The following is a 22,615-nucleotide window of genomic DNA, read 5'->3' as shown; positions in this document are numbered from 1 at the left end:
ATTATTACACATGACAAATACCAGGTTAACCGATATAACCAATCTGTTGAAACGCGCCAATGATAACGGTATAAAGATCATATATGACGAGGGTGAGCTGATCGTGCAAATGCATAAAGACAATGAACCTGATCCTTCGCTGCTGAATGAGCTGAGGCATAATAAAACAGACCTGCTCGATTATTTTCAGCAGCATACAAAGCGTAATACGGATATACCGCTTACTGTGGACCGGCCGTCAGGGCCGGTCCCCCTGTCGTTCAACCAGGAGCGCCTGTGGTTTATTGATCAGATGGAAGGGAGCGTGCCCTATCATATCAACGTACTGCTGCGTTTACGGGGCATCCTCGAAAAAGATAAGCTGGTAAATGCTTTGCAGGAAATTGTGAACAGGCATGAGGTGTTACGCACGGTGATAACATCAACCGCCGGTGTACCTCATCAGCAATTGCTGGAACGGTATAAATGGACGATGGACATTGCAGACATTCCAGGCATAGCGGACGATGCGGACAAACTGAACGGATATGTGAAAAGCAGTATAGAAAAACCATTCGATCTTTCCGCTGACTATATGCTGAGGGCACGTTTGATTGTGCTTGGAGAAGAAGAGTACCTGTTGGTACTGACCCTTCATCATATAGCCGCAGACGGATGGTCAGCGGGCATTATCGTCGAAGAGCTGGTAGAGCTGTACAATGCGGCCGTTGATAACCGTATCCCACAGTTGCGTAAGCTGGGGATACAATATGCGGATTATGCAATATGGCAACGCAACTTCCTGAAAGAAAGGGTGCTCGAACGGAAAATGGACTACTGGAAAAAAAAGCTGGCCGACGTCGCCACACTGCAGTTGCCCACAGATCACCCCCGCCCGCTGCTACCGGGTTTCCGTGGACGTGAATACCATTTCAACATCGGTAAGGAGGTGACGGACCAGCTAAAGGCGCTTTCACAACAGGAGGGGGCTACGCTGTTTATGACATTGCTGGCGGTTTTTAAAGTATTGTTATATCGCTACACTTTACAGGAAGATATCTGTGTGGGCAGTCCCATTGCCGGAAGATCATTAAGGCAGCTGGAGGGACTGATCGGTTTTTTTGTGAATACCCTGGCATTACGCACCGAAGTGTTACCAGGCATGTCTTTTACCGAACTGCTGAAAAATATAAGGGACACCACGCTGGCGGCTTATGACCACCAGGACGTGCCTCTTGAAAAAATAGTGGAGGCAGTCGTTAGAGAACGGGATGTAAGCGTAAACCCACTGTTCCAGGTGTTGTTTATCTTACAGAATACGCCTCCTGTACCGGATATACGCCTGAACGGCCTTCATATTTCTCCGGAGCCGCTGGAATCAAACACGGCCAAGTTTGACCTGACCTTTTTATTACAGGAACAGGCGGGCGAACTACACGGCTGTATAGAATATTGCACAGACCTGTTTGAAGAGGCGACCATTGAACGGATGGCCCGTCATTTCCGGCAATTGTCATATGCAGCGGCAGCCTCGCCGTTTGCTACGGTGGGAGCATTGCCCATGCTGGAAGCTACAGAGAAGCAGCAGCTGTTATTTGACTTCAATGCCACCGTTGCCGGTTATCCTTCTGAGGCCTCTATACCGGACCTTTTCCGGAAACAGGCCGCTCTTCGCCCGGAGGCGACGGCAGTGGTATTTGCAGATACTACGCTTACCTACGCTGCGCTGGATGAACGTTCTGACGCGCTGGCCTGCTACCTTCAGGACAAAGGCGTTGGCACTGAAACACTGGTGCCTGTATGTATGCACCGCGCTCCGGACATGATCGTGATACTGCTGGCCATCCTGAAGGCCGGCGGCGCTTATGCGCCTATAGACCCTGACTGCCCGGATGATCGTATCCGCTACATCCTGTCAGACCTGGGAGGCCCGCTGCTGATCACCGTCAGCGATCACGCTGACCGGCTGGCATCGCTGCAGCCAGACCTGGAGATAGTGTGTATCGATACTTTGGCGGATCTTCCGGCAACCGGCGCCCCGGCATCCGTGAAGCTACGTGCAGACAACCTCGCGTACGTGATGTACACTTCCGGTTCTACCGGCCGTCCGAAAGGAGTGCTCGTGGAGCATCGTAATGTAACCAGTCTGGTATGCGAACCGAACTATATTTCGCTTACGCCCGCAGATGCCATCTTGTCGGCAGGGTCTGTGTCTTTTGATGCAACAACGTTCGAATACTGGGGCATGTTGCTCAATGGAGGCCGCCTGGTACTAAGCCGGGAGCATGAGCTGCTGGACATCGCTGTATTGAAAGAAGAATTGCAAAGCAGAGGCGTAAATAAAATGTTCTTTACCACTGGTTGGTTTAATCAGCTGGTAGATACTGATATTACCGTCTTTTCAGGGATAGAAGCAGTCCTGACGGGAGGAGAGCGATTGTCTGAAAAACATATCGAAAAGTTACAGGCCGCTTATCCATTGATAAAGGTGAGTAACATCTACGGCCCAACGGAGAATACTACCTTTTCCCTGAGTTACCGTATCGACGAGCATGGTCTTCGTGCAGTTACGCCAATAGGTTTACCGTTGTCAAACAGAACGGCGTATATCCTGGACGGTTCACAGCAACCGGTGCCCTTGGGCGTTACCGGTGAATTGTATGTGGGTGGCGCCGGGGTGGCGCGTGGTTACCTGAACCAGCCGGAGCTGACGTCCACGCGTTTCCTGTCTTCTCCGTTCGTGGCAGGAGAACGTATGTACCGCACCGGTGACCTTGCCCGGCGGGAAGCAGACGGCCACATCACTTTCATGGGCCGTACGGATAACCAGGTGAAGATCCGCGGCTACCGTATAGAACCGGGGGAAATAGAAAGCGTGTTGCAGGAGCTTGCGGGTGTAAAACAGGTATTGGTAACGGTACGCAATCATGCCAGCAGCGGAAAACAGTTAGTGGCTTACATCGTGCCGGCTGAAGATTACAACAAAGATCATATCCGGTCTTCGCTCAGAGAGCGTCTTCCGGAATATATGGTCCCTTCTTTTATCATTGAGCTGGACGCATTCCCGCTGAATGCCAACGGGAAAATAGACAAGGGTTTATTACCATCGCCTGATCCGGATGCCGGAAACCAACGCGCATACGCGGAGGCTTCAGGCCCGCTGGAAACGTTACTGGTAGAGATATGGGAAGAATTGTTGGGTGTCGGGCGTATAGGCGTTCATGATAATTTCTTTGAGCTGGGAGGTCATTCCCTGCTGGCAATGCGTGAAGCGGCGGTGTTGCGCAACCGCCTGGAGGTGGAGCTTCCCGTCAGGTCATTATTCCAGTACCCGACAATAGCAGAGCTGGCGGCCTTTATAAGCGGGCTGTCACAAGAGAGCCGGTTACCTGCCATTACCGCAGGCGGGCGTCCTGACCGTATACCGCTCTCCTTTAACCAGGAACGCCTGTGGTTCATTGACCAGCTTAGCGGTAGTGTACAATTTCATATGCCCGCGGTCCTGAAGTTAAAAGGGCGACTGAATATTCCGGCCCTGGAAGCGGCACTGCGTGAAATTGTGAACAGGCATGAAGTATTACGTACTGTCGTCACAGTTACAGACGGACGACCATACCAGTACGTAAAGGCTCCGGACAGCTGGCAGCTGACGGTCATCAATGGAGAGGTGCATGATGAAGATATCGGCAACTGGACCACTAAGCCTTTTGATCTTTCCAAAGATGATATGCTGCGCGGGCTGCTGATTTGCGCCCCGTCGGAAGATTATACCGTGGTGCTGACCCTGCATCATATTGCTGGTGACGGATGGTCTGCCGGAATATTGATCAACGAATTATCATTGTTATATAATGCTATTGTTTCCGGCGAAAAGGCAGATCTGGCGCCATTGCCCATACAATATGCAGATTATGCGGTCTGGCAACGTAACAGGTTGACAGACGAGGCCCTTGGGCAAAAACTGGACTATTGGAAACGGCAATTGCAGGATGTCTCTCTTTTGCAGATACCGGCCGATTTCCGGCGGCCGGCAGTCCAACGTAATGATGGCGCCACTTTCCAGTATGTGCTGAATAAAACATTGTCATCGAAAATAAAGCAACTGTCACTTGATAACGGTGCCTCCCTGTTTATGACGTTGCTGGCAGCGTTTAAAGTATTGTTGTACCGCTATTGCGGGCAAACGGATATCTGTGTGGGCTGCTCCGCCGCCGGCCGGCAGCAGCAGGAATTGGAAGGACTGATCGGCTTCTTTATCAATACGTTGGCGCTTCGCAGTGATCTGTCAGGCGCGCCTGCCTTTACAACTTTTCTGCAGCAGGTAAAACAAACCACGCTGGAAGCTTTCGAACATCAGGACGTACCTTTTGAAAAAGTAGTGGAGGCGGTAGTGAAGGAAAGGGATACGACCCGTAATCCTATCTTCCAGGTGCTGTTTGGTATGCCTAACATGCCTGTAGCATCACAGCTTCATCTCAAGGAACTGAGTTTGTCTGCTGTTCCGGTAGTGCGCAATACCACTCAGTTCGACATTAACTGGTCGGTGATAGAAGCAGCGGAAGAATTGCAGGTGAGTATAGAATATCGTAGTGATTTGTTCCTCCCGGACACTATACGGCGTATGGTAATGTCGTATGAACTGTTGCTGACAGCTATCACCAGCGATCCGCTGTTGGCGGTGGATGTGTTGCCGCTGCTTACGCAGGAGGAAGAACATCAACTGTTGCATATCTTCAATGACACTGCGGCGCCCGCGCCGCAAGCCGCCACAGTGGTGCATTTTTTGGAGGCACAGGCGTTGAGTAATCCTGACAGTCCCGCGGTGGTCTCTGCTGCCGGAACGGTTACCTATCGGGAATTGAAGGACCGTGCCAACAGGCTGGCTGCATTTTTACGTCATCAGCATAACATAAAGCCTGGTATGCTGGTGCCGCTGTGTTTTGAGCGCGGGATAGATATGATAGCCGCCATATGGGGCGTCATGAAAGCAGGGGCCGCTTATGTTCCTGTGGACCCTGCCTTTCCGGCAGAGCGCATCCGTCATATACTCGAAGACACGCTTGCTGAGATCATCGTATGCAGCGAAGAAGGGGCCCGTGTTTTGCCGGATGCCGATGTGAAAATTATGATTGCATCACAGGCAGATACTGCTGAAGAAACACCGCTGACAGACTATCCCGGTGGTGAGGACCTGGCCTATATTATTTATACTTCTGGCAGTACCGGTGTTCCCAAAGGGGTAATGGTTACTCACGCCAATCTTTTACATTATCTCTGTAATAATAAGACAGCGTATGTTTCCGGGGAGAGTAAGGCGGCAGGTAGTTTTATACACCTGTCCTATACATTCGATGCAGCGGTGACCGCTCTCTTTATGCCGCTTATATCCGGGAAGCCGGTGGTGATAAGTGCAGCCCCGCAAACAATGGTGTTTGAAGATGAATTACTGTGGAAGCATGCGCCTTATGACTTTATCAAACTAACACCTGCCCACCTGCCTTTACTGGAAGAAGCCATGCAACGCCGTCAGGCGGCTTGTCCGGCGTCAACGCTTGTGATAGGAGGAGAGGCGCTATTGCCCGGACATGTGGCTTTCCTGAACGGACAGCAGGTAACTGTGGTAAATGAATACGGGCCGACAGAAGCTACTGTAGGCTGTAATACCTATACGTTCCGGCCGCGGGAAGGACAGGTAATCAATATCGGCAAACCGGTGGACAATATTCAGTTATACCTGCTGGATGCCCACCATCAGCTGGTGCCGAGAGGGGTAACCGGGGAAATTTGCATAGGAGGAGCAGGGGTTGCCCGGGGATACCTGCGCCGTCCGGACCTGACGGCGGAAAGGTTCACTGATAATCCTTTTCACGGTGGAAAAATGTACCACACAGGAGACCTGGGCCGTTGGCTGCCCGACGGTAATATGGAATACCTGGGTCGTACAGACGACCAGGTGAAGGTGCGCGGCTACCGTATAGAACCAGCCGAAATAGCGCATGTGCTGCAAACTTCCCCGCTGGTCAAACAGGCCGTTGTGGTGGCGCATGAGCAACAATTGACGGCTTATATCGTACCGCAGGGTGATTTCGATAATGACGGGATAATGACCTGGTTAAAACAGTTCTTGCCAGTATATATGTTACCGGAACAGCTCATCCCGATGGAAACCATTCCCCTTACCAATAACGGAAAGGTAGACAGGAGCGCCCTGCCCAAACCAGGCGACAACCCAGAGGGGGATGCATACACTCCGCCTCAGACGCCATTGCAGTTATCGCTCGCCGCGCTATGGGAGGACCTCCTGGAGGTAGAACGGATAGGGTTATACGACAACTTCTTTACCAGGGGCGGGCATTCACTGCTCACCATTAAGCTGATAGCATCCATCCGTAAAACGCTGAACAAGACGGTTACCATTACCGACGTGTTTGATCATCCCACCATTGCCGGTCTGTCTGATTTACTCGAGAAACAGGAAGTGCATTCCCTTGCGGTGCATAGTAGGCATCTGTTGCCCCTTAACCATAACAGGGACGGAGCACCGTTGTTTATACTTCCCGGCTCCGGCGGTACCAGCGAAGGCTATGGTGAACTGGCCGCTGCGCTGGATAAGACTTTTACTGTGTATGGTTTGCAGATGACAGGAATTTATGAAGATGAACAACTGTTGCAAAGCATGGAGAAGATCGCAGCGCAACATATCGCCTGGATAAAGGAAGTACAGCCTGCCGGCCCATACCGTTTTATCGGGCATTCCTTCGGCTGTTTTGTCGCCTTTGAAATGATCCGTCAGCTGGAAACAAAGGGAGAGGACGTAGCTTTCGCTGCTTTCCTGGACACGCCTCCGGACGCAAGGAAGGAAGTGCAGGACCATCAACATTTGAATGAACAGCTGTTGTCCGGACTGCAGCAATTCCTGGAGCAGCATCAGCTGATGGCAGTGCCTTGTCCCAATTGGTTCAACGAGCTGAAGGCGGCCACTGTTGATGGTCCATTGGCTGAAACAGTGGAAAAGATGAAGGCGGCGGTCAGGGAAAACGTACGTGATAATAACGGTATGCTGTCATTGGCTTTCCGTGTGCTGGACCTTGAGCTGAACAGCATCCGGATATCTTATACATTAAAACATAAGATGGCGGCCCCTTTGTTGGTGGTGAAGGCAGCTGGCGGAGCATATACGGCTGATGATATGCTTGGGTGGAAACAATACGCGCCGGAACTGACATTGGTACAAACGCCGGGAGATCATCATACGCTGGTTAAATCGCCATACGTACCTGCCCTGGCAGAAAACATACTTTCCTATTTCCATCATCATAAAATATAATACCGTTGTATGAAATTTGTCCGATCATCCCTTTGGCTGTTCCTATGTCTTTATTTAAATTTTGCCGGAGCCGGCGTTCCGGGACATTACTCAAAGAAAGCAGAGATCCTCTGGGACACCTATGGCGTTCCGCACATATATGGGAAGGATATCAGTGCTATGTATTATGCGTTCGGATGGGCGCAGATGCATAACCATGGCAATCTGCTGCTTCGTTTGTACGGCCTGACCCGTGGCCGGTCTGCGGAGTACTGGGGAGCTGATTTTGCGGCCGCTGATAAAAAGATAAGGCTCTTTAAAGTGCCGGAACTTGGCAGGGAGGCGTATGCAAAGCAGGGACATGAAATGAAAAAGTACATTGATGCATTCGCAGCTGGTATAAACGATTATGTGGCTGCCTATCCTCAGGCGATCAGTGCGCCGTTAAAAGAGGTACTGCCGGTTACGGGTGAAGATGTAATGGCCCATGCTATCCGTGTTTTTTTCCTGGAATTCCTGGCAGCAGAGGACAATGCGGCGCTCGGCCAGATATTAAGGCCCGGCTCCAACGCTTATGCTGTGGGCCGGTCCAGGTCGGCTTCCGGCAACGCCATGTTGCTTGCCAATCCGCATCTGCCCTGGTTCGATTTTTATACTTTTTTTGAAGCGCATCTGCAGGCGCCCGGGTTTAATGCCTATGGCGCTTCGCTGGTAGGGATGCCCGTACTGAATATTGCATTCAATGAAAATCTTGGATGGACACATACCGTAAATACCATTGACGCAGCAGACCGGTACGCCTATACGCTTAAAGATAACGGTTACCTGGTAGACAGCGCCCTCGTGCCTTTTAAGTACGACACGACAATTGTGAAAATAAGGCAGCCTGATTGTACGGTAAAAAACGATACGACCATCCTGCAGTATGCGGGTGATGAACCGGTGGTGGGAGTGAAAGATGATAAAGCATACACGCTGAAGATCGCGGGACTGGACAGCGCCGGCTTCTTTTATGAATGGCACATGATGGCCAAAGCCGATAATCACCGCGAGTTTAAGGCCGCATTGCAACGCATGCAGTTGCCTTTGTTCAATGTGATCTATGCCGATAAGGCAGGCAATATTGAGTATTTCTTCGGTGGCAACGTTCCGGTTCGTGCCTCCGGGGATTGGGACTTCTGGCACGGCACCATTGATGGCAGCCAGTCGAAGAATTCCTGGAGCCAGACACATGGTTATGCTGATATGCCAAAGTTATTTAACCCTCCTGCCGGATTTATACAAAATGCCAATGACCCCCCGTGGTATTGCACCTACCCGCCGGTATTGTCCCCTTCGGCCTACCCGTCGTACATGTCGCCCGTTGGTATGGGGTTTCGCCCGCAGCGCGCTGTGAATATGATCAGAAATAACTTTTCGGTGACTTTTGATGACCTGGTGAAGTACAAACTCAATACCGGCGTGGAAGTGGCAGACAGGTTCCTTGATGAGCTGCTTGGCGCAACAGATAAATATCCTGATCCAATCGCACAGGCGGCAGCGGGCGTATTGCGGAACTGGGACCGCACTACAGACAGCATGAGTATAGGGGGAATTCTTTATATCAACTGGTATTCCAAACTGGATGACTCCATGTTTAAACAGCCCTGGGACCCTGCGCATCCTACAGAAACGCCTCGTGGCCTGAAGGACTCGGCGACCGCAGTAAAACTGTTGTCCATTGCGGCCATGGAGATCCATAATATGTTTGGGTCGTTACAGGTGCCATGGGGAGCTATGTTCCGCTTTCGTGCGGGCGCATACGATTATCCCGCAAACGGCGGCCCCGGTAATTACGGTATCTATCGTACGATCGAATATATGCAGGATGCCGATGGCAGAATGCGTTCAGTGGCGGGAGACACATATGTGGCAGTGGTGGAATTCGGCAGGAAAATAAAAGCCCGTGTGCTGCTTGGCTATGGCAATGCTTCCCAGCCAGGCAGCCGGCATATCGGGGACCAGTTGAAGTTCATGGCACAGAAACAATTACGCACGCCCTGGACCGAACGCCGCGATATTTTGCAACACCTGGAAAAAACAGAACGTCTCGGGCATTGATGTTTTTGTGCTGGTTATGCTAATCAGCCCGCACAGCAAATTTTACATAGTCAACATACAATGTTGTATGCGCATCTGAATAAAAGCCAAAGGTCGTAAATGGGGGGACTTTCAACACGGCCTGGTGTACCATTTGACCATTGATGAAAAAACGAAACTCCCCGCTGTTTATTTCCTCGATGCGTAAAGTGTTGTATGCCGAAGTACCCTTGTTTATACAGGAGCATGCTGTTAATTCAGCGATATCATAAGCGGCGTTGTCCACCTTGGCGAAGATCGTATATTGACCTGTTGAATAGACACAAAAAGCAAACTCATTGAAGACCCCGGGTGTCTTTTGAACGGAATTCCATAAGATCCCATACCTGGCCTGAGGGGCATCCGCGGTCACCTTCATTTTCATTTCCAGGATATTGCAGCCAGGCACCTCTTCAGCAGGGGTGCCCAATCTGAGCGCCCAGAAACGGCTGGCCTTTTTGGCATCCAGGACATAGTGCCCGTTCTGCAGGAGGGCGGAGGCAGTATCGCCATGAACGATATCGGGCACCATTGGATTAGCGGGATCGTCAAAGTCCATCTGCAGCAATACTTTTTCTTTGGCCGGCTGAGTGGCGGATTGGGAGTGTGCTTTTCCGGTGGTGATAGCTAAGAGGACAGAGAAAGTCAGCAACTTTAAATGCATAGGGAAAAGGGTTGGTTAAATGTAGAAATTCCGGGAGAGGGAAAATCGGATTTCCTATAAGAAGTTAGGGAATAACTTTAAATCTACCAAGAAAAGGCTTCGGGTTTTATGCCATAGGCTTTACCCAAAATCAGAAAACCCTCCATTAAGGAAGGCTTTCTGATTTCCAGCGGTGAAAATCGCTCACTGTAAATCTTCCCGATAGGAAATTTTATCCATGATCAGCCATTTCCCGTCTAACTTTATCAGGTTAAACCGGTCAATGAACCGGAAGGTGGCAAAAGTCAATTGCACATGGGCAGACCCGGTATCTCCATCCCATGTAAAAGAAAGCAGTTCGGGCTGGCATTCCTGTATAGTTGCCTGGGCAACCAGGTCCAGGTATTGAGGCGCTGTCCATTGCACCAGCTTGCCGTCTATGACGGTCCTGACATGTGCATCGGGGTGAAATGCAGACCGGAGCCTTTCGATGTCTAATGCCGGACGCCCTTGTAGATAATCATTCAGCGTAAGTTGGATCAGATGTTTTTCATCTGCTGCGCCGACTTTGTTTGCCAGAGTTTTCATCATTTTTGTTTTGTTTTAATGATTCAAAGGTATGGCTGCATGCTGTGTTACTGGTTGGTGTTATCAAACCAATAATTGTGAAAATCAAAGAACGGGGGAGGGTAGCTCCGGTAAAAAGTGCTGTTTTAAACAATTCAGAAAAGCGGATGCTATTCCAGGGCCAATAGTTTCTCCACCAATAACTGTTTCATGGCAGGATCAATTGTTTTATGGCATGCTTCTTCAATATGTTGAATAAAGTTGGTGGCGGTTTTAGACCTGGTTGCCTGAAGCGCAGCGATATCAATGGGCGGTATTTCCGGTGTACCTGGTGGAGTATCGGTGGTCTCATAAGTGTCAGCTGTGTTGAGGGCGGTGCCCATAGGGTACCAGTTGAGGATGAATTGAGGATAACCTATGAAATGAGTAATCCTGTAAGTCAGGGTTGTGCCGCTGGATATAGGCAAAAACATGACGTTTAAATTTGGAATGCTCTGATTGCTTCTGACAACAAAGTTTCCCATAAGATTAAAATCATAACCATATATTGTTATGGTCAGGGTGGCAAAGCAGGGAGGAGATGCAGGGAGATATGCCAACAGATATCCATCTGTCTTAGCTGTGAATTGTTTGCCGTATACATCACCACCCTGGTAAATGGTGCTGTCGGCGCTAAGCAGAGATACTGTGCCCGCAAGCGTGTTCAGGCTTTTTGAAATTTCCAGCGTTTGAGTGGTGGCATTCACGGCATTTAAACCGGTGGCATCGAGATGGGCTACCTGCACTCCATTTTTGTTATTAAAATTGCCATTCACCTGAATATTACCATTTACGGTAAGGTTATCGATAGTGGCAGTTCCCTGCACATTCGTGTTTTGGGTGACCTTCATCGCACTGCCTGTATTTAAGTATCCGTTTATTTGCAATGAAGGGTCATTTGAATCAGGGAACACCAGCTGGCCATTGATGTTAAGTTGATTGAAAGTGGCATTGTCCATGGCGGAGAGGTCCTGTTTAACGGTATGTACCGTCGCTACTTTTATGCTGTCCGGTGTTAAGGTTGGGTTGGAGATGTATATCGTAACAGACTTATACAACGTACCGCTGCCAGGAACCGAAGCTTCAAGCGTAAACGTGGTGTCGACTGTTATATTGCTGACGGTGGTGGTGGTATCTGTACCTTCATATACAGGTTGGTTTTGGCCGCCTGCAAATAACCGGAAATAGGTTCCGGTGCTTTCCCACGAAACAGTAAGCGGTGTTTCGGCCTTGAAAGCGGTGGCTGGTACGCCATTCTGGCTTACCAGAAGGTAGGATATATCAAATCCGGGAGCAACATCGGTATTTAATGGTAAATGCATCATAAGCTTGATTTTGATTACCTGCGGATGATTAATCTGTGTTTTTTTTTGCTATCGTGCTTTCCGAAGCTGTGTTTTATGCGTCGCTTCAGCCAGCGTCTGGAGAAACTCGGCGTACCGTTGTGCCGTTACTTCCTGCAGATCTAAAGTCTTTGTACGGGGTGGGGTACCTGCCAGTTCCTTTACACTTGTAATTTCATAGGAGTCCTTGTTTGCTCCAAACGGTATCCAGTAAAGATAAGTAACTGGCGTCTGGCCACCACCCGTTACACTGCCACTGAATTTCCAGGAACTGCCCTTTTGAATGGGCACGCAACAATAGCCATACTTAAGGGTGTTATTGGAGTTGATCTGGTAAAAGTTAGCTCCGGTTGTCGAATATTGCTGGCCGTTACACGTGATAACCCCGGTACTGCTGACACCTGTATTACAATTCGTGGGATCTATGTAAATCATTACCAGCCCGTCAGTTTTGGCAGTTATCGTCATTTCAACGGAATTAGTGCCTTGCATGATGAGGTTCCAGCTGCCGATCATTGCAATGTTTGCCTTGCCGGCTGTCAGGTTGCCTTTAACAGTGAGGTCATTGATATTGCTGCTGCCGGGAGCGCTGACAGATGTGGTGTCCAGTTGGCTGACCGCTGCGTTGGGTTGTAGCGTCAGCGTACAGGTGGCATCAGTGGTAATGCTGCTGCCGCCGGCTATTGCATTTGCCTTTAACTGCTCCAGTGAAGCTTTGCCGCGTATGTTTGAAGTCTGGCTGACGGTAATGTTATTGAAAGCGCTGTTGTTGCCCAGGTTCAATACACCGTTTATTGTCAGCGTGTTTTTGGCATACAAAGTACCCTGGACCGTTAAGATAACGGGATTTTCCATCTTCCCCGCCACCGTCATGCTGTCAGGTGTAAGTGTCGGCTTACTGATAATGATAGTAAGAAAAGCATAGCGCGTGTCCGTTGTATTGCTTGCTTCCAGCATGAGGGTGGTGTTGTGCCGAAATCCTTGTGGCATATCGAAGGAGGTGCCGGTGCCAGTGTATATTGGATTGGGATTGCCGTTTGCATACAGTTTATACCCGGTGCCATTACTGCTCCATTTAACACTGAACGGACTTAACGCTATGAATTGGGTGACCGGTAGGTCCTGCTGGCTGCTTTGATAGGGAAATGAAATAAAATTAGTGAGATATAACGGGTCCTGGTCTGACTGTTTATGGGAAATATTATTATGCATGTTGGTAAGTTGATCGTGAATGTTTCAGAGTGTCATCAGTTGTTGGAGCATCTCTTCTTTAACGGAAACGTCAAATTGTACGTCCAGCATCATTTCCATGGCGTTGATCAGATCGCTCCGGCGTTGTTTTTTTTCTGTCGTATACTGTTCAAAAAACACGCGCGGATCATTTTCGGTAACCTGATTGTCTGTAACGGGAAGGGATACACCGTCGTTCAACTCTGACGCGGAGTCATTTCCAACGGGAAACCAGTATACGCTTATTGTAGGTGGTTTTGAAACGCTGGTAAGATTTTCACCTTTATAATACCAGGTAGTGCCGGCAGCGACAGGGATACTTAGGAAGCCATAGGTAAATGTCCCGGCGCCAAAATATGCCACGCTGCCATTTGTATAGAACCAGTCGCTGTTATTCAGGGAAATACCGCCATAAGCAAGCGTATTAGCCTGTTGGTAGGGGAGGTCTATGGTAAGTACTGCATAACCGTCCGTGTTTGCTTTTCTGCTTGTTATCGGAATGTTGGTGCCGGAGGCTATTTGCGTAAACGTTCCGAACATGGACACCTGTTGCCCGGTGAAGTTAATGCCATCCTGTATGGTGAGGTCATCCGTTTCGATATCGGAACTGTTAAGCGTGGTGATCGTGGGCTGCGCTAAAGAAAGCGGGGAAAGCACAGTAATTTCCGGATAAGTGCCATTAAAATCCTGTTCAACAATAAGGTCGCTGACAGTGGTGTTCCCAAAAGTAGCATCACCTCCAACAGAAAAATTACCAGCCAGGTTAAGCGGGCCATAGGATGTAGTGATATTAATGGTATTTGGATCACCATTTGTGGCAATGGCGCCGCTGCTCAGATTCACGGTATTGCAGTTGGCGATGTTGGTAGTCATTTCTCCCTGTACTGTCTCACTGTTCGCCGTGTTGACCATTAACGGCGCAAGGGCAGGGTTGATGACGGTCAATGTGAAGGACTCGAATAGTTTGTCTCCGTTTGCATTAGTGGCGATGCAGAAAAAAGTAGTCGTATCTGTTATGCCATTGTTCAGTGTGTAACTGGTGTTAGTACCGCTGTATATCGGCGTTGTGCTGCCGCTCTGATATAACTCGTAAGAGGTGCCGTTACTGCTCCATCTTATTTCTACAGCATATCCCTGTTGTATGGCGCCACAGGGATATCCGGAATTCAGAGGATCAATGGCGATCAGGTTCTGCAAGAAGAATGCCGGCACATTGCTTTTGATAATGGGAAAATCTCCCTGCCTCAGCTTATAGTCGTTATCCCCGGTATTTTTTGTTTTTTCTTTAATGACAACCTGGGCGGTCCCTGCATTGCTATTGACCATCCCGGAAACGCTGCAATTGGCGCCGTGCGGTACCAGGTGGTTAGGGTCCAGGTTGACAAGCGTCCATTGCATGTAGTCTATGTCCAGTTCATCGTCATGTATTACCTGGGATTTTCCTGTTGACCAGTATCGTTTGTCCGGCGGAGTTAGTGTGGCCGTAGATGTTTCAAAGATACAATCCGCGTCATCCCCTTGTGGCACTTTGAGGATGATCTTTTCACATTTTATGGTGCTGTTAGGCTCAAGTACAATGCAGACTTCCCCTTCGGTGCTGAGGGTTAACGGCTTATGGTCTTTGCCGTAAACCTGGTAGGTTAGTATCAGTGGATCGGTACCGGTTTGCATGGTATATATGTTTGGGTTTGTGAAATTTTTTTTATCTGAACGTCATTAGTTTTTCTGCTAATAATTCCTTCGTCGTCGCATCTATTGTCTTGCCGCAAGCCTGTTCTATAGTTTGAATAAAAGCTTTTGCCGCAGTTAGTTTTTTTGTTTTTCCGGATGCCGCCCGGGCGGCCATATCAATAGAAGCTGCTTCCATATGATCTGTTGGCAGATCTATAAGTTCATAGGTTGCTTTTGAACTGCTGTTTTGGCCAATAGGATACCATTGTACAGTAATGGCTTGGGGTGCTTTGACGAAGAAGGGGGAGTTATAGGTGGCACTGTAGGTTAATGACGTGCCTTTAGACAGGGGAAGGCAGATAACGCCTGAGTTGGCTGGCGCAGCCCACGCTGAACCGCCGGTTGTTTTAAATGTATAGGAATTCATTTGTATGGTAATAGAGGTCTTGAAGGAATATTGGGAAGGTACGTCATACGTGGTCAGGTACGCGATAAAATAGCCATCAGTATGAGCCGTAAATTGTTTGTTGGTAAGATTGTCCTGCCCCTGGTAAATGATGTTGCTTTCATTAAATAGCGATACCGTACCCTTATTGATGGTAAGTTTGCTCAGAATTTCCACTTCTTTTGAAGTAGTATTGCCTGCACTGAGGCCCGGCACGGTCGTTTCGCCCGTGACATTGATTTGGCAGCCGCTCCGTAAAGGACCATTTATCAGGAAAGAGGGATCATTGGAATCTGAAAGTACCAACTTCCCGTTTACGGAAAGCTGGTTGATAGTGGCATCTCCATTGGTGGTCATGTCTTTTTTGACCGTGTTGTTATCGGCGATGGTTATTCTGCCAGGTTTTAATGCGGGATTGTTAATGGTTACAGTAACAGATTTGTACAGTTTATTGTCGTTGTATGTCGCTTCAAGTATGAGGGTGGTGTCAACGGAGAATCCCTGGCTTACAAGAAAATATTTATCTCCACCACTGTATAGCGGTTGCGATTGCTTATCGTCGCCAGCGTATAAATTGAAGTAAGTGCCGGAACTTTCCCAGGAAACATAAATAGCGGCGTCCGCATCAAATGCGGTTGCTGGTATGCCGTTCTGGCTCACGAGTAAATAGGAAATAGTGAAGTCGGAAATTGCCGCTTCGGCGTATGGTAAATGCATAATAAGTTAATTTGAGATGAATGATTAAAGGCTCGCTGATTGTTGTGCCAGTGTGACAGCCAGTGCCGGGTTTTTATCCATTGCTTTAGCCAGGGTTTGATAGAAGTCCATATACCATTGTTCGGATGATATTTGTGAATCGGAAGTGCTGCTTTGTATTGGCAGGCTTGTTAGCTCAGGGGCAGCAGCGCTTATTTCATAGGAGTCTGTCCCTCCTCCCAGTGGTATCCAATAGATAGAGACGACCGGCGTTTGGCCACTGCCACCAATGACGCTGCCACTACATTTCCATTTGCTGTTTGCCCGGATAGGGACGTAGCAATATCCGAACTTGAGTACGCCAAAGTTCACTAGATGCATTCCATTGACAGTATATTGCTGGTTGTTGTAGGTGATACAGCCGGATGCGTCCTGGGCGCCGCCGGAGTGAGTTGGATCTACAAAAATTATCGCAAATCCATCGGTCTTCGCCGTTACTTCTGTTTCTCCGAATGACAGGCCCTGTTGGATGAGATGCATGCCTCCGGTCATGGCAACAGACGCTTTGTTTAAGCTGATGCTGTCACTCACGGTGAGATAATTGATTGTACTGTTTTCAGTAGCTCTTACAGCGCCTGCGTTTACATGCTTCAAATGTATCCCGGGGCCGGAACTGAGGCTGACCGCAATATTTTTGAATGAAGTATTGTTTTCCAGGTTCAAGGTGCCACTTATTGCCAGGTTAGCTTTCGTGTACAAAGTTTGCTGAACGGTTAATTGATTGGAGTTGATCATACTACCGGACACGGTTATACTATCTGGCGTAAGTACGGCATTAGTGATAATAATGGTCAGGTAAGCATAAAGCTTTGTTTGACCGTTATCAGCTTCCAGTACCAGGGTAGTGGTGGACTGCAGCCCTTTCGGGAAGTCGAAGGAGGGGGTGGAGTCCGTATATATCGGCGTCGGATTACCATTGGCGTATAAGGCGAACTGTGTGCCGTTACTGTCCCATTTGGTACTGAACGGGCCGCCCGCAGTAAACGCGGTAACCGGTACGTCCTGTTGGGTGCTTTGATAAGGGAAGGAAATAAAGCTCCTCAGGTATAACGGTCCCTGATCGAGTTGTATGTTGGAAGTATCGTGATGCATGTTAAGTTAATTGAGGGTGAATGTTTCAGAGCGCTGTCAGCTGCTGGTGCATTTCTTCTTTGGCGGCGACGTCAAATTTGATGTCCAGTAGTGTTTCTATAGCGGATATAAGGTCCACCTGGCGTTGTTTTTTTGCGGCTGTATATTGCTCAAACAGCCGGCGGGGATCGTTTGTGTCGTTGCTGTTATCCGGTACCGGGAGTGCTACGCTATTCTGTTGTGCTAAAGGGGTGCTCTTACCTATAGGTACCCAGAAAATGCTTATCATAGCAGGATGTGAAACGCTGGTAAGGTTTTCTCCTTTATAATACCAGGTGGTTTCCGCGGGAACGGGAAACCATAAAAAGCCATAAACGGGATCCAGTTCATAATTTGTTCCATGGGTGCTGAGCCAGTTGTTACCATCAAGTGAAAGCGCTCCATAGGCAGAGGTGTTGTCATCTGTTGATACGTCTACTGTAATGATAACGTACCCATCAGTGTTCGCTGTTTCGGTGGTAACCGGAATATTGGTACCGGAGGCCAGTTGCTCAAAAGCACCGAATATAGGCAGCTGCTGATGGGTAAGGTCTATGGAGTCTTGTATGGTCAGGTTGTCAGCGGTGATACTCGCACATTGCAACGTTTCTATAAGATTGCTGATATTACCATTGTCTTTAACAGTGAAAGTGCCGCTCACATCAATTCTGGAAGAATTATCAATAACATTGTCCACATTGGGGTTTGTACCGGTCAGCGTGATGGAATTGTCATGCAGGTCCAATGTATTGCAGGTGGCCTTTTGCGCTGTCATCTGCCCCGCAATGACTTCATTTGTGTTGGTGATTACTGCAGGCGGTACAAGGATAGGGCTGATGACGGCTAAGGTGAAAGACTCAAATATTTTGTTGTCATTGTCATCACTGGCAACACAGGTGAAAGTGGTGGTATCTGATATGCCGTCTTTCAACGTATAGCTGGTGTTTTTATCGCTATATATCGCTATTGTATGGCCGCTTTGATATAGTTCAAAGGAGGTGCCATTACTGTCCCATCTTAGTTCTACGGCATACCCCTGTTGTATGGCGCAACACGGATTTCCGGCGTTCAGGGGGTCAATGGCAATCAGGTTCTGAAGATAAAATGCCGGTGTTCCACTTTTATCAATAGGAAAGGCGCCTTGCCGCGGTTCATAATCGGGGTCTCCCGTATTCTGCGTATTTTCTTTAATAATCACCTGGGCTGTTCCCGCCTGGCTATTGACCATGCCGGTGACGCTGCAATTAGCGCCATGCTTCACCTTGCGATTGGGATCCTTGTTCAGAAGCTCCCATTGTACGTAATCAATATTCGTCTGGTCATCAGTAGTATCCTGAGATTTTCCCACTGACCAATATAGTTTGTCAGGAGGATTTAATACGGCGGTAGACGCTTCGAATATACGGTCGGGACCATCTCCTATTGGTATCTTGAGTGTGATCTTCTCACATTTTATGGTGTCGTTGGGCTCAAGTACGATGCATACTTCTCCCTCGGTATTGGGGATTAGCGGTTTTTGGTCCTTTCCATAAACCTGATAGGTGAGTATTAGTGGAATGGTGTCGGTTTGCATGGGAACGGTTTTAGGTTTTTATTGAGGGTCCTGGTCAGTAATGAATTGAAGGTATCCGTCGTGCAGACTGATCGGATACCTGTTGAAATTGGCAGTGGTAGTGGCTTTGGTAAGGGTAAACCCTTCCCAGGAAAAGCTGGCTTCAGCGGTACCCGGATTTGCCACTGTGCTTTGCCACCACGTCCAGGTGCCGTACTGGGCGCTTACGGGTAAATATGTAAGTGCTTTGGGATAGGGCGGCGTACCATTGGCGGTGTCTGACAGCTGCACGGCTGAGAGAATAGGCCCTGCCCTGAAAGTGATGTCCATGGCGGATAACGGTTTATCTACAAATTGCTCCGGCAGTTGTACTTCTTTGATGGGCAGAATGCCGCTAAAGGCGTGTATGGATGCCCGTGGGTCTGCCAGTACGGTGACGTATGTAGGATTGCTGTCCCCGAACGTCAGTTGAATGTAATTGCCATTATTGCTGTTGAGCGGCCCTATCTGTTGCAGGTAATTGTCAGAATTATCGGGTGTTACCACACAATTGAACTGGTCGTAATTTTCATCTTTAAAATACCCGATCACGCCGTCTTCCTGCGAAGCCTGATCACCAAACCGGATATCAAAAAGACAATCCTCCATTGCAGGGATATTGGGGTTGGGGGTGATTTCACTTGTAGGGAACGGCCAGTCCTGGCTTTGCAGCGGCTGAGCGTTCAGCTTCAATTGCAGGGTTAGCGCTGTCAGTGCCAATGGCCGTCCAATGAAGAATGAGAGGTCCTGGTTGGTGCGTTTTTCCAATGGATCTATCGTCCACAGCGTGCTGTCGATTGCTTTCAGAAAAGCCTGGAAGGCCGTAGCTGATTTTCCCGTTAAGGCGGTAGCGAATGCGCCCAGTTGTTTAGACCGGGAGGTAACATCTCCCAGTGTATTCACGTTGTTGTGTGGTGGCGGCGTCCATTGCACATGGCTGCCTTGTGTACCGGCCATCACCATAATTTCGCCGGCATTGCTGCCATCAGGAAAAAACAACAGCAGCGAGCGGTCAATATGGTTCACTACCACCCAGCCGCATACTGGGTTCACACCGGTATTGAGGCCCAGTATGTTAGTTTTGTCGCGATAATCTGCCAGTAGCATATTCAGCCTGGCGGGTTGTAATATGCGGGGCGGTACCTGGAATGGCGCCGTTATATTGGCAGACAACTGATGTTCGATACTGAAGGCGCTGTCTACCATCAAAGGATAAGAGTGATAATCGGATATGCCTCCACCGGTGGACTGTATCAGGTCATATCGGCGGCCAAACTTATCATAAATGGCCAGTTGTGTGAAGTAAAACTCACCGCCCCTGATTTGGTGGAACGGGTAGGGACTGGGACCACCGCCGGTTATGGCCGGAATGGCGTTTACCTGTCCCTGCGCAAAAGAAGGGGTGTCAAAAGGAGGGATGCTGGTAGTGTCATAATACCCCATGACTTTTGAAAACTTCAATGTCTGGTTTTCATAGTTGAATGAATCATTGTGTGGCTTTCGGTAGAGTTTCCTGTCACGCTGTGTCAGGTAATCGTTCGTATATGCCAGTTCCTGGGAAAGAAAACGCCACTGGTCCGTTTTATTAATTTCATCCCACAAATCGTTCAGGGCGTCATCATCATATTGCCGGGCATATGCTTTGAGCCGCGCGCCCAAAGTCATTTGCGTGTGAGTGCTCAGCGCGGCTCTTCCGGAAACGGTATAACCTGTTTGCGCGCCCTGCGGAGAGGCTATCATTTCATAGTCAGTACCGTTAAAGTTCCAGTTGGGCGTGCTCTGCTGGTCACCGGGATTTGTTTTCCAGGCAAATGGAACAGCGATATGCGTTAGTTGCCATTCCATATATACCGGCTGCCATTTCTGCCGCCATTCACTGAGGTCCGTCTGTGGCAGCACGCCGTTGTTATAGGCGGTCTTGTCATGAGCCTGCATGGTGCTGTAAACAGTTTGCTGCGAAAGCCCCGTTTTAACGGCTATTTGCGCGGCATTGGCAGGGTCCAGCAAAAAGAATTCGGTATAAATATCCTCTACATTAGATGGTAACACCTGTGTGTCGGATAAAGCGGGAATAATGTTGCCCAGTGTGGAGGCATCTATTTGTGTAGAGGCTACTGTAAATGATTTTATCAGTTGTGCCGGCAGCCTTACTACGAGCGCAGTCTCCGGGTCGACCAACGGGTCTGGCGAAATTCCGGATATCAGTATGTTAGGATTATTAGGGAGCCAGTAACGGGGCTGTGCTACGGATTTCAGTACAAAGCCGGGTGTGATGTTTTTGTTTTGTGCAAAGTCGTTGATGCCTTGCTGTAGTGCTTGTTGGGAGTTTGCGATACCTTGTCTGGGCTGCGGTACTTTGGGAAGCAGCGCATTCACTATCTTTAATTGTGCCAGTACCAATCCCAGCGTCTTATCAGCATTCTGGGGATCGAGGTATGGTGATAACTGGTCTGGCGATACACCTGGCCAGGGGTCACTAGAGTCGTAGTTGGCCTCGGCGTAGTGATATTTCCACCATACGGCATTCAGGTCCCACTGGAGACTGGAAAGCAATGTGAGTGCGTCGTCCAGCGACTGCTGGTCTTTGTTTAGTTGTTCCAGCCAGGCGGCGTCACTGTCGGGTATTTGCTGGTTTTTAGTAACAGGTGCAGTCTGAGGGTCATTACTGGCAGGTACGATCTGCCAGCGGTTGCCGCCAAATTTTGAATTAAACCAGGCTTGTTGTATCCTTTCCGCTATCAGTTGGTGGCCATTTTTGTTGTTCAGTGCCGGCAACAAATCAAACTGGAAGGCACGTAATAATTCAATAGTTGTTTGCTGATCAAGCGAATGTTCCAGTTGTGTGGCTACCAATGTACTGAAGGCTTCCAGCCCGGTATTGGCCACGCATACGGATATATCATCGGCGCGCAGGTTTTCAAGTTCGTCATTGGCAGGTGGTGTACTGGCGTTTTTATCCCAGGGCAGGTTAAAGGACATGCCGCTGTATAAAGTGATATTGCTGTTGCCCGCACTTTGCTGTGCTGCTACGTCCCAGTTCAATGCAGATAGTACTTCGTCAGCTGTTGCTTCACCGGTGAAGCCGGTGTTGCCGGTAGCCAGGATATCGCTGCTGCTGTCGGCATACCAGCCGGTTACCATATAGCTGAGCGCGGTGGTTTCCGGTACACCATTTAGCGGGTCATAAAAGGACAGTACGCCTGTATTAAACTGCATGTACCCGCAGAACTCTTCATTGCCGGGACCGAGCGCGGTCATGAACATGTTTTGGGGATAGGCTTCCTGCCAGCCCGGCATCTCAAAAGCCTGGCCCATGTTAAGGTAGTACGATTGAGTGTCTGTATTGCCATTATCGTCAAAAGGAGCCAGGGGAAAGTTTTTTCTGTTAGGGTCATTGCCGGCAGCCCAATTGTTTTTTACGGTTTCGCTGATAATAAAATTACACCAGTTATTATCTTGTTTTACATTAGGGCAATCTGCCTCCAGCACCCATGACTGTTGTACATTATTGCCGCCGGGGTCCCGGTATATGCGTACAATGAGCCAGCGGTTAGGAATGAGAGGGAAATCGCTGGTGCTATTGGACTTGCCTACACGCAACGAACGCGGTAGTGTCCAGTGCAGGTATGCACCCGGACCTGGCAGGGTATTGTTGTCATCCAGGTCAAAGGCGTCGGGCTCGGGGGAAGCCCAGGAATCGCCGCTCATGACAGGATAATTGTAGGACCACAACCTGAAATCATCCCGCTTCAGAAGGGCAGGATTGGCGAGCAGTACATCAAGCGTTATGGGAACTATGACAGGAGCGTTCATGTTA

At 49.1% G+C, this 22,615-nt stretch carries 11 protein-coding genes; 2 read left to right on the top strand and 9 right to left on the bottom strand.

Features of this window, described 5'->3' with window-relative positions; genetic code table 11:
* The first annotated feature begins 10 nt into the window (after window positions 1–10).
* Together ACTJJS_RS30820 and ACTJJS_RS30815 are read left to right on the top strand one after the other, a co-directional pair.
* Complete coding sequence (locus ACTJJS_RS30820) at window positions 11–7,306, top strand: amino acid adenylation domain-containing protein (RefSeq protein WP_440667623.1); 7,296 nt, start codon at window positions 11–13, stop codon at window positions 7,304–7,306.
* A 9-nt stretch (window positions 7,307–7,315) separates the two neighbouring features.
* A complete protein-coding gene (locus tag ACTJJS_RS30815) occupies window positions 7,316–9,385 on the top strand; it encodes a penicillin acylase family protein (protein ID WP_440667622.1) in 2,070 nt (689 codons plus the stop codon).
* Window positions 9,386–9,404: 19 nt separating this feature from the next.
* On the opposite strand, the gene ACTJJS_RS30810 is transcribed toward ACTJJS_RS30815, so the two are convergent.
* From ACTJJS_RS30810 to ACTJJS_RS30770, 9 genes are all read right to left on the bottom strand, one after another.
* A complete protein-coding gene (locus ACTJJS_RS30810; protein WP_440667620.1) occupies window positions 9,405–10,067 on the bottom strand; it encodes a hypothetical protein in 663 nt (220 codons plus the stop codon).
* A 183-nt stretch (window positions 10,068–10,250) separates the two neighbouring features.
* Window positions 10,251–10,637: a nuclear transport factor 2 family protein gene (locus tag ACTJJS_RS30805; protein WP_440667618.1), complete on the bottom strand. Its 387-nt coding sequence runs from the start codon at window positions 10,635–10,637 to the stop codon at window positions 10,251–10,253.
* Between the two features lie 146 nt (window positions 10,638–10,783).
* Window positions 10,784–11,977, bottom strand: a complete 1,194-nt coding sequence (locus tag ACTJJS_RS30800; RefSeq protein WP_440667617.1) for a hypothetical protein — start codon at window positions 11,975–11,977, stop codon at window positions 10,784–10,786.
* Between the two features lie 48 nt (window positions 11,978–12,025).
* Window positions 12,026–13,207 (bottom strand): hypothetical protein, encoded by a 1,182-nt coding sequence (locus ACTJJS_RS30795; protein ID WP_440667616.1) that lies wholly within the window; start codon window positions 13,205–13,207, stop codon window positions 12,026–12,028.
* Between the two features lie 24 nt (window positions 13,208–13,231).
* Window positions 13,232–14,896 (bottom strand): hypothetical protein, encoded by a 1,665-nt coding sequence (locus ACTJJS_RS30790; RefSeq protein WP_440667615.1) that lies wholly within the window; start codon window positions 14,894–14,896, stop codon window positions 13,232–13,234.
* Between the two features lie 31 nt (window positions 14,897–14,927).
* Entirely contained in the window at window positions 14,928–16,058 is a 1,131-nt protein-coding gene (locus tag ACTJJS_RS30785; protein WP_440667614.1) for a hypothetical protein, read from the bottom strand.
* A gap of 24 nt (window positions 16,059–16,082) precedes the next feature.
* Window positions 16,083–17,189: a hypothetical protein gene (locus ACTJJS_RS30780; RefSeq protein ID WP_440667612.1), complete on the bottom strand. Its 1,107-nt coding sequence runs from the start codon at window positions 17,187–17,189 to the stop codon at window positions 16,083–16,085.
* A gap of 25 nt (window positions 17,190–17,214) precedes the next feature.
* Window positions 17,215–18,780 (bottom strand): hypothetical protein, encoded by a 1,566-nt coding sequence (locus tag ACTJJS_RS30775; protein WP_440667611.1) that lies wholly within the window; start codon window positions 18,778–18,780, stop codon window positions 17,215–17,217.
* A gap of 18 nt (window positions 18,781–18,798) precedes the next feature.
* Window positions 18,799–22,611 (bottom strand): hypothetical protein, encoded by a 3,813-nt coding sequence (locus tag ACTJJS_RS30770; RefSeq protein WP_440667609.1) that lies wholly within the window; start codon window positions 22,609–22,611, stop codon window positions 18,799–18,801.
* Window positions 22,612–22,615: the final 4 nt, after the last annotated feature.

The sequence above is a fragment of the Chitinophaga sp. 22308 genome, from assembly GCF_052045305.1.
Classification (GTDB): Bacteria; Bacteroidota; Bacteroidia; order Chitinophagales; family Chitinophagaceae; genus Chitinophaga; species Chitinophaga varians_A.
The sequence above is the reverse complement of the archived record's forward strand: the minus strand, read 5'-3'. Positions and strand labels throughout refer to the sequence as shown.

What these genes read in the sequence shown, in the direction of transcription:
- ACTJJS_RS30775 (WP_440667611.1), bottom strand. Translation starts at nt 18,780, where the DNA reads ATGCAAACCGACACCATTCCACTAATACTCACCTATCAGGTTTATGGA.
- ACTJJS_RS30805 (WP_440667618.1), bottom strand. Translation starts at nt 10,637, where the DNA reads ATGATGAAAACTCTGGCAAACAAAGTCGGCGCAGCAGATGAAAAACAT.
- ACTJJS_RS30770 (WP_440667609.1), bottom strand. Translation starts at nt 22,611, where the DNA reads ATGAACGCTCCTGTCATAGTTCCCATAACGCTTGATGTACTGCTCGCC.
- ACTJJS_RS30785 (WP_440667614.1), bottom strand. Translation starts at nt 16,058, where the DNA reads ATGCATTTACCATACGCCGAAGCGGCAATTTCCGACTTCACTATTTCC.
- ACTJJS_RS30790 (WP_440667615.1), bottom strand. Translation starts at nt 14,896, where the DNA reads ATGCAAACCGGTACCGATCCACTGATACTAACCTACCAGGTTTACGGC.
- ACTJJS_RS30810 (WP_440667620.1), bottom strand. Translation starts at nt 10,067, where the DNA reads ATGCATTTAAAGTTGCTGACTTTCTCTGTCCTCTTAGCTATCACCACC.
- ACTJJS_RS30820 (WP_440667623.1), top strand. Translation starts at nt 11, where the DNA reads ATGACAAATACCAGGTTAACCGATATAACCAATCTGTTGAAACGCGCC.
- ACTJJS_RS30800 (WP_440667617.1), bottom strand. Translation starts at nt 11,977, where the DNA reads ATGATGCATTTACCATTAAATACCGATGTTGCTCCCGGATTTGATATA.
- ACTJJS_RS30795 (WP_440667616.1), bottom strand. Translation starts at nt 13,207, where the DNA reads ATGCATAATAATATTTCCCATAAACAGTCAGACCAGGACCCGTTATAT.
- ACTJJS_RS30780 (WP_440667612.1), bottom strand. Translation starts at nt 17,189, where the DNA reads ATGCATCACGATACTTCCAACATACAACTCGATCAGGGACCGTTATAC.
- ACTJJS_RS30815 (WP_440667622.1), top strand. Translation starts at nt 7,316, where the DNA reads ATGAAATTTGTCCGATCATCCCTTTGGCTGTTCCTATGTCTTTATTTA.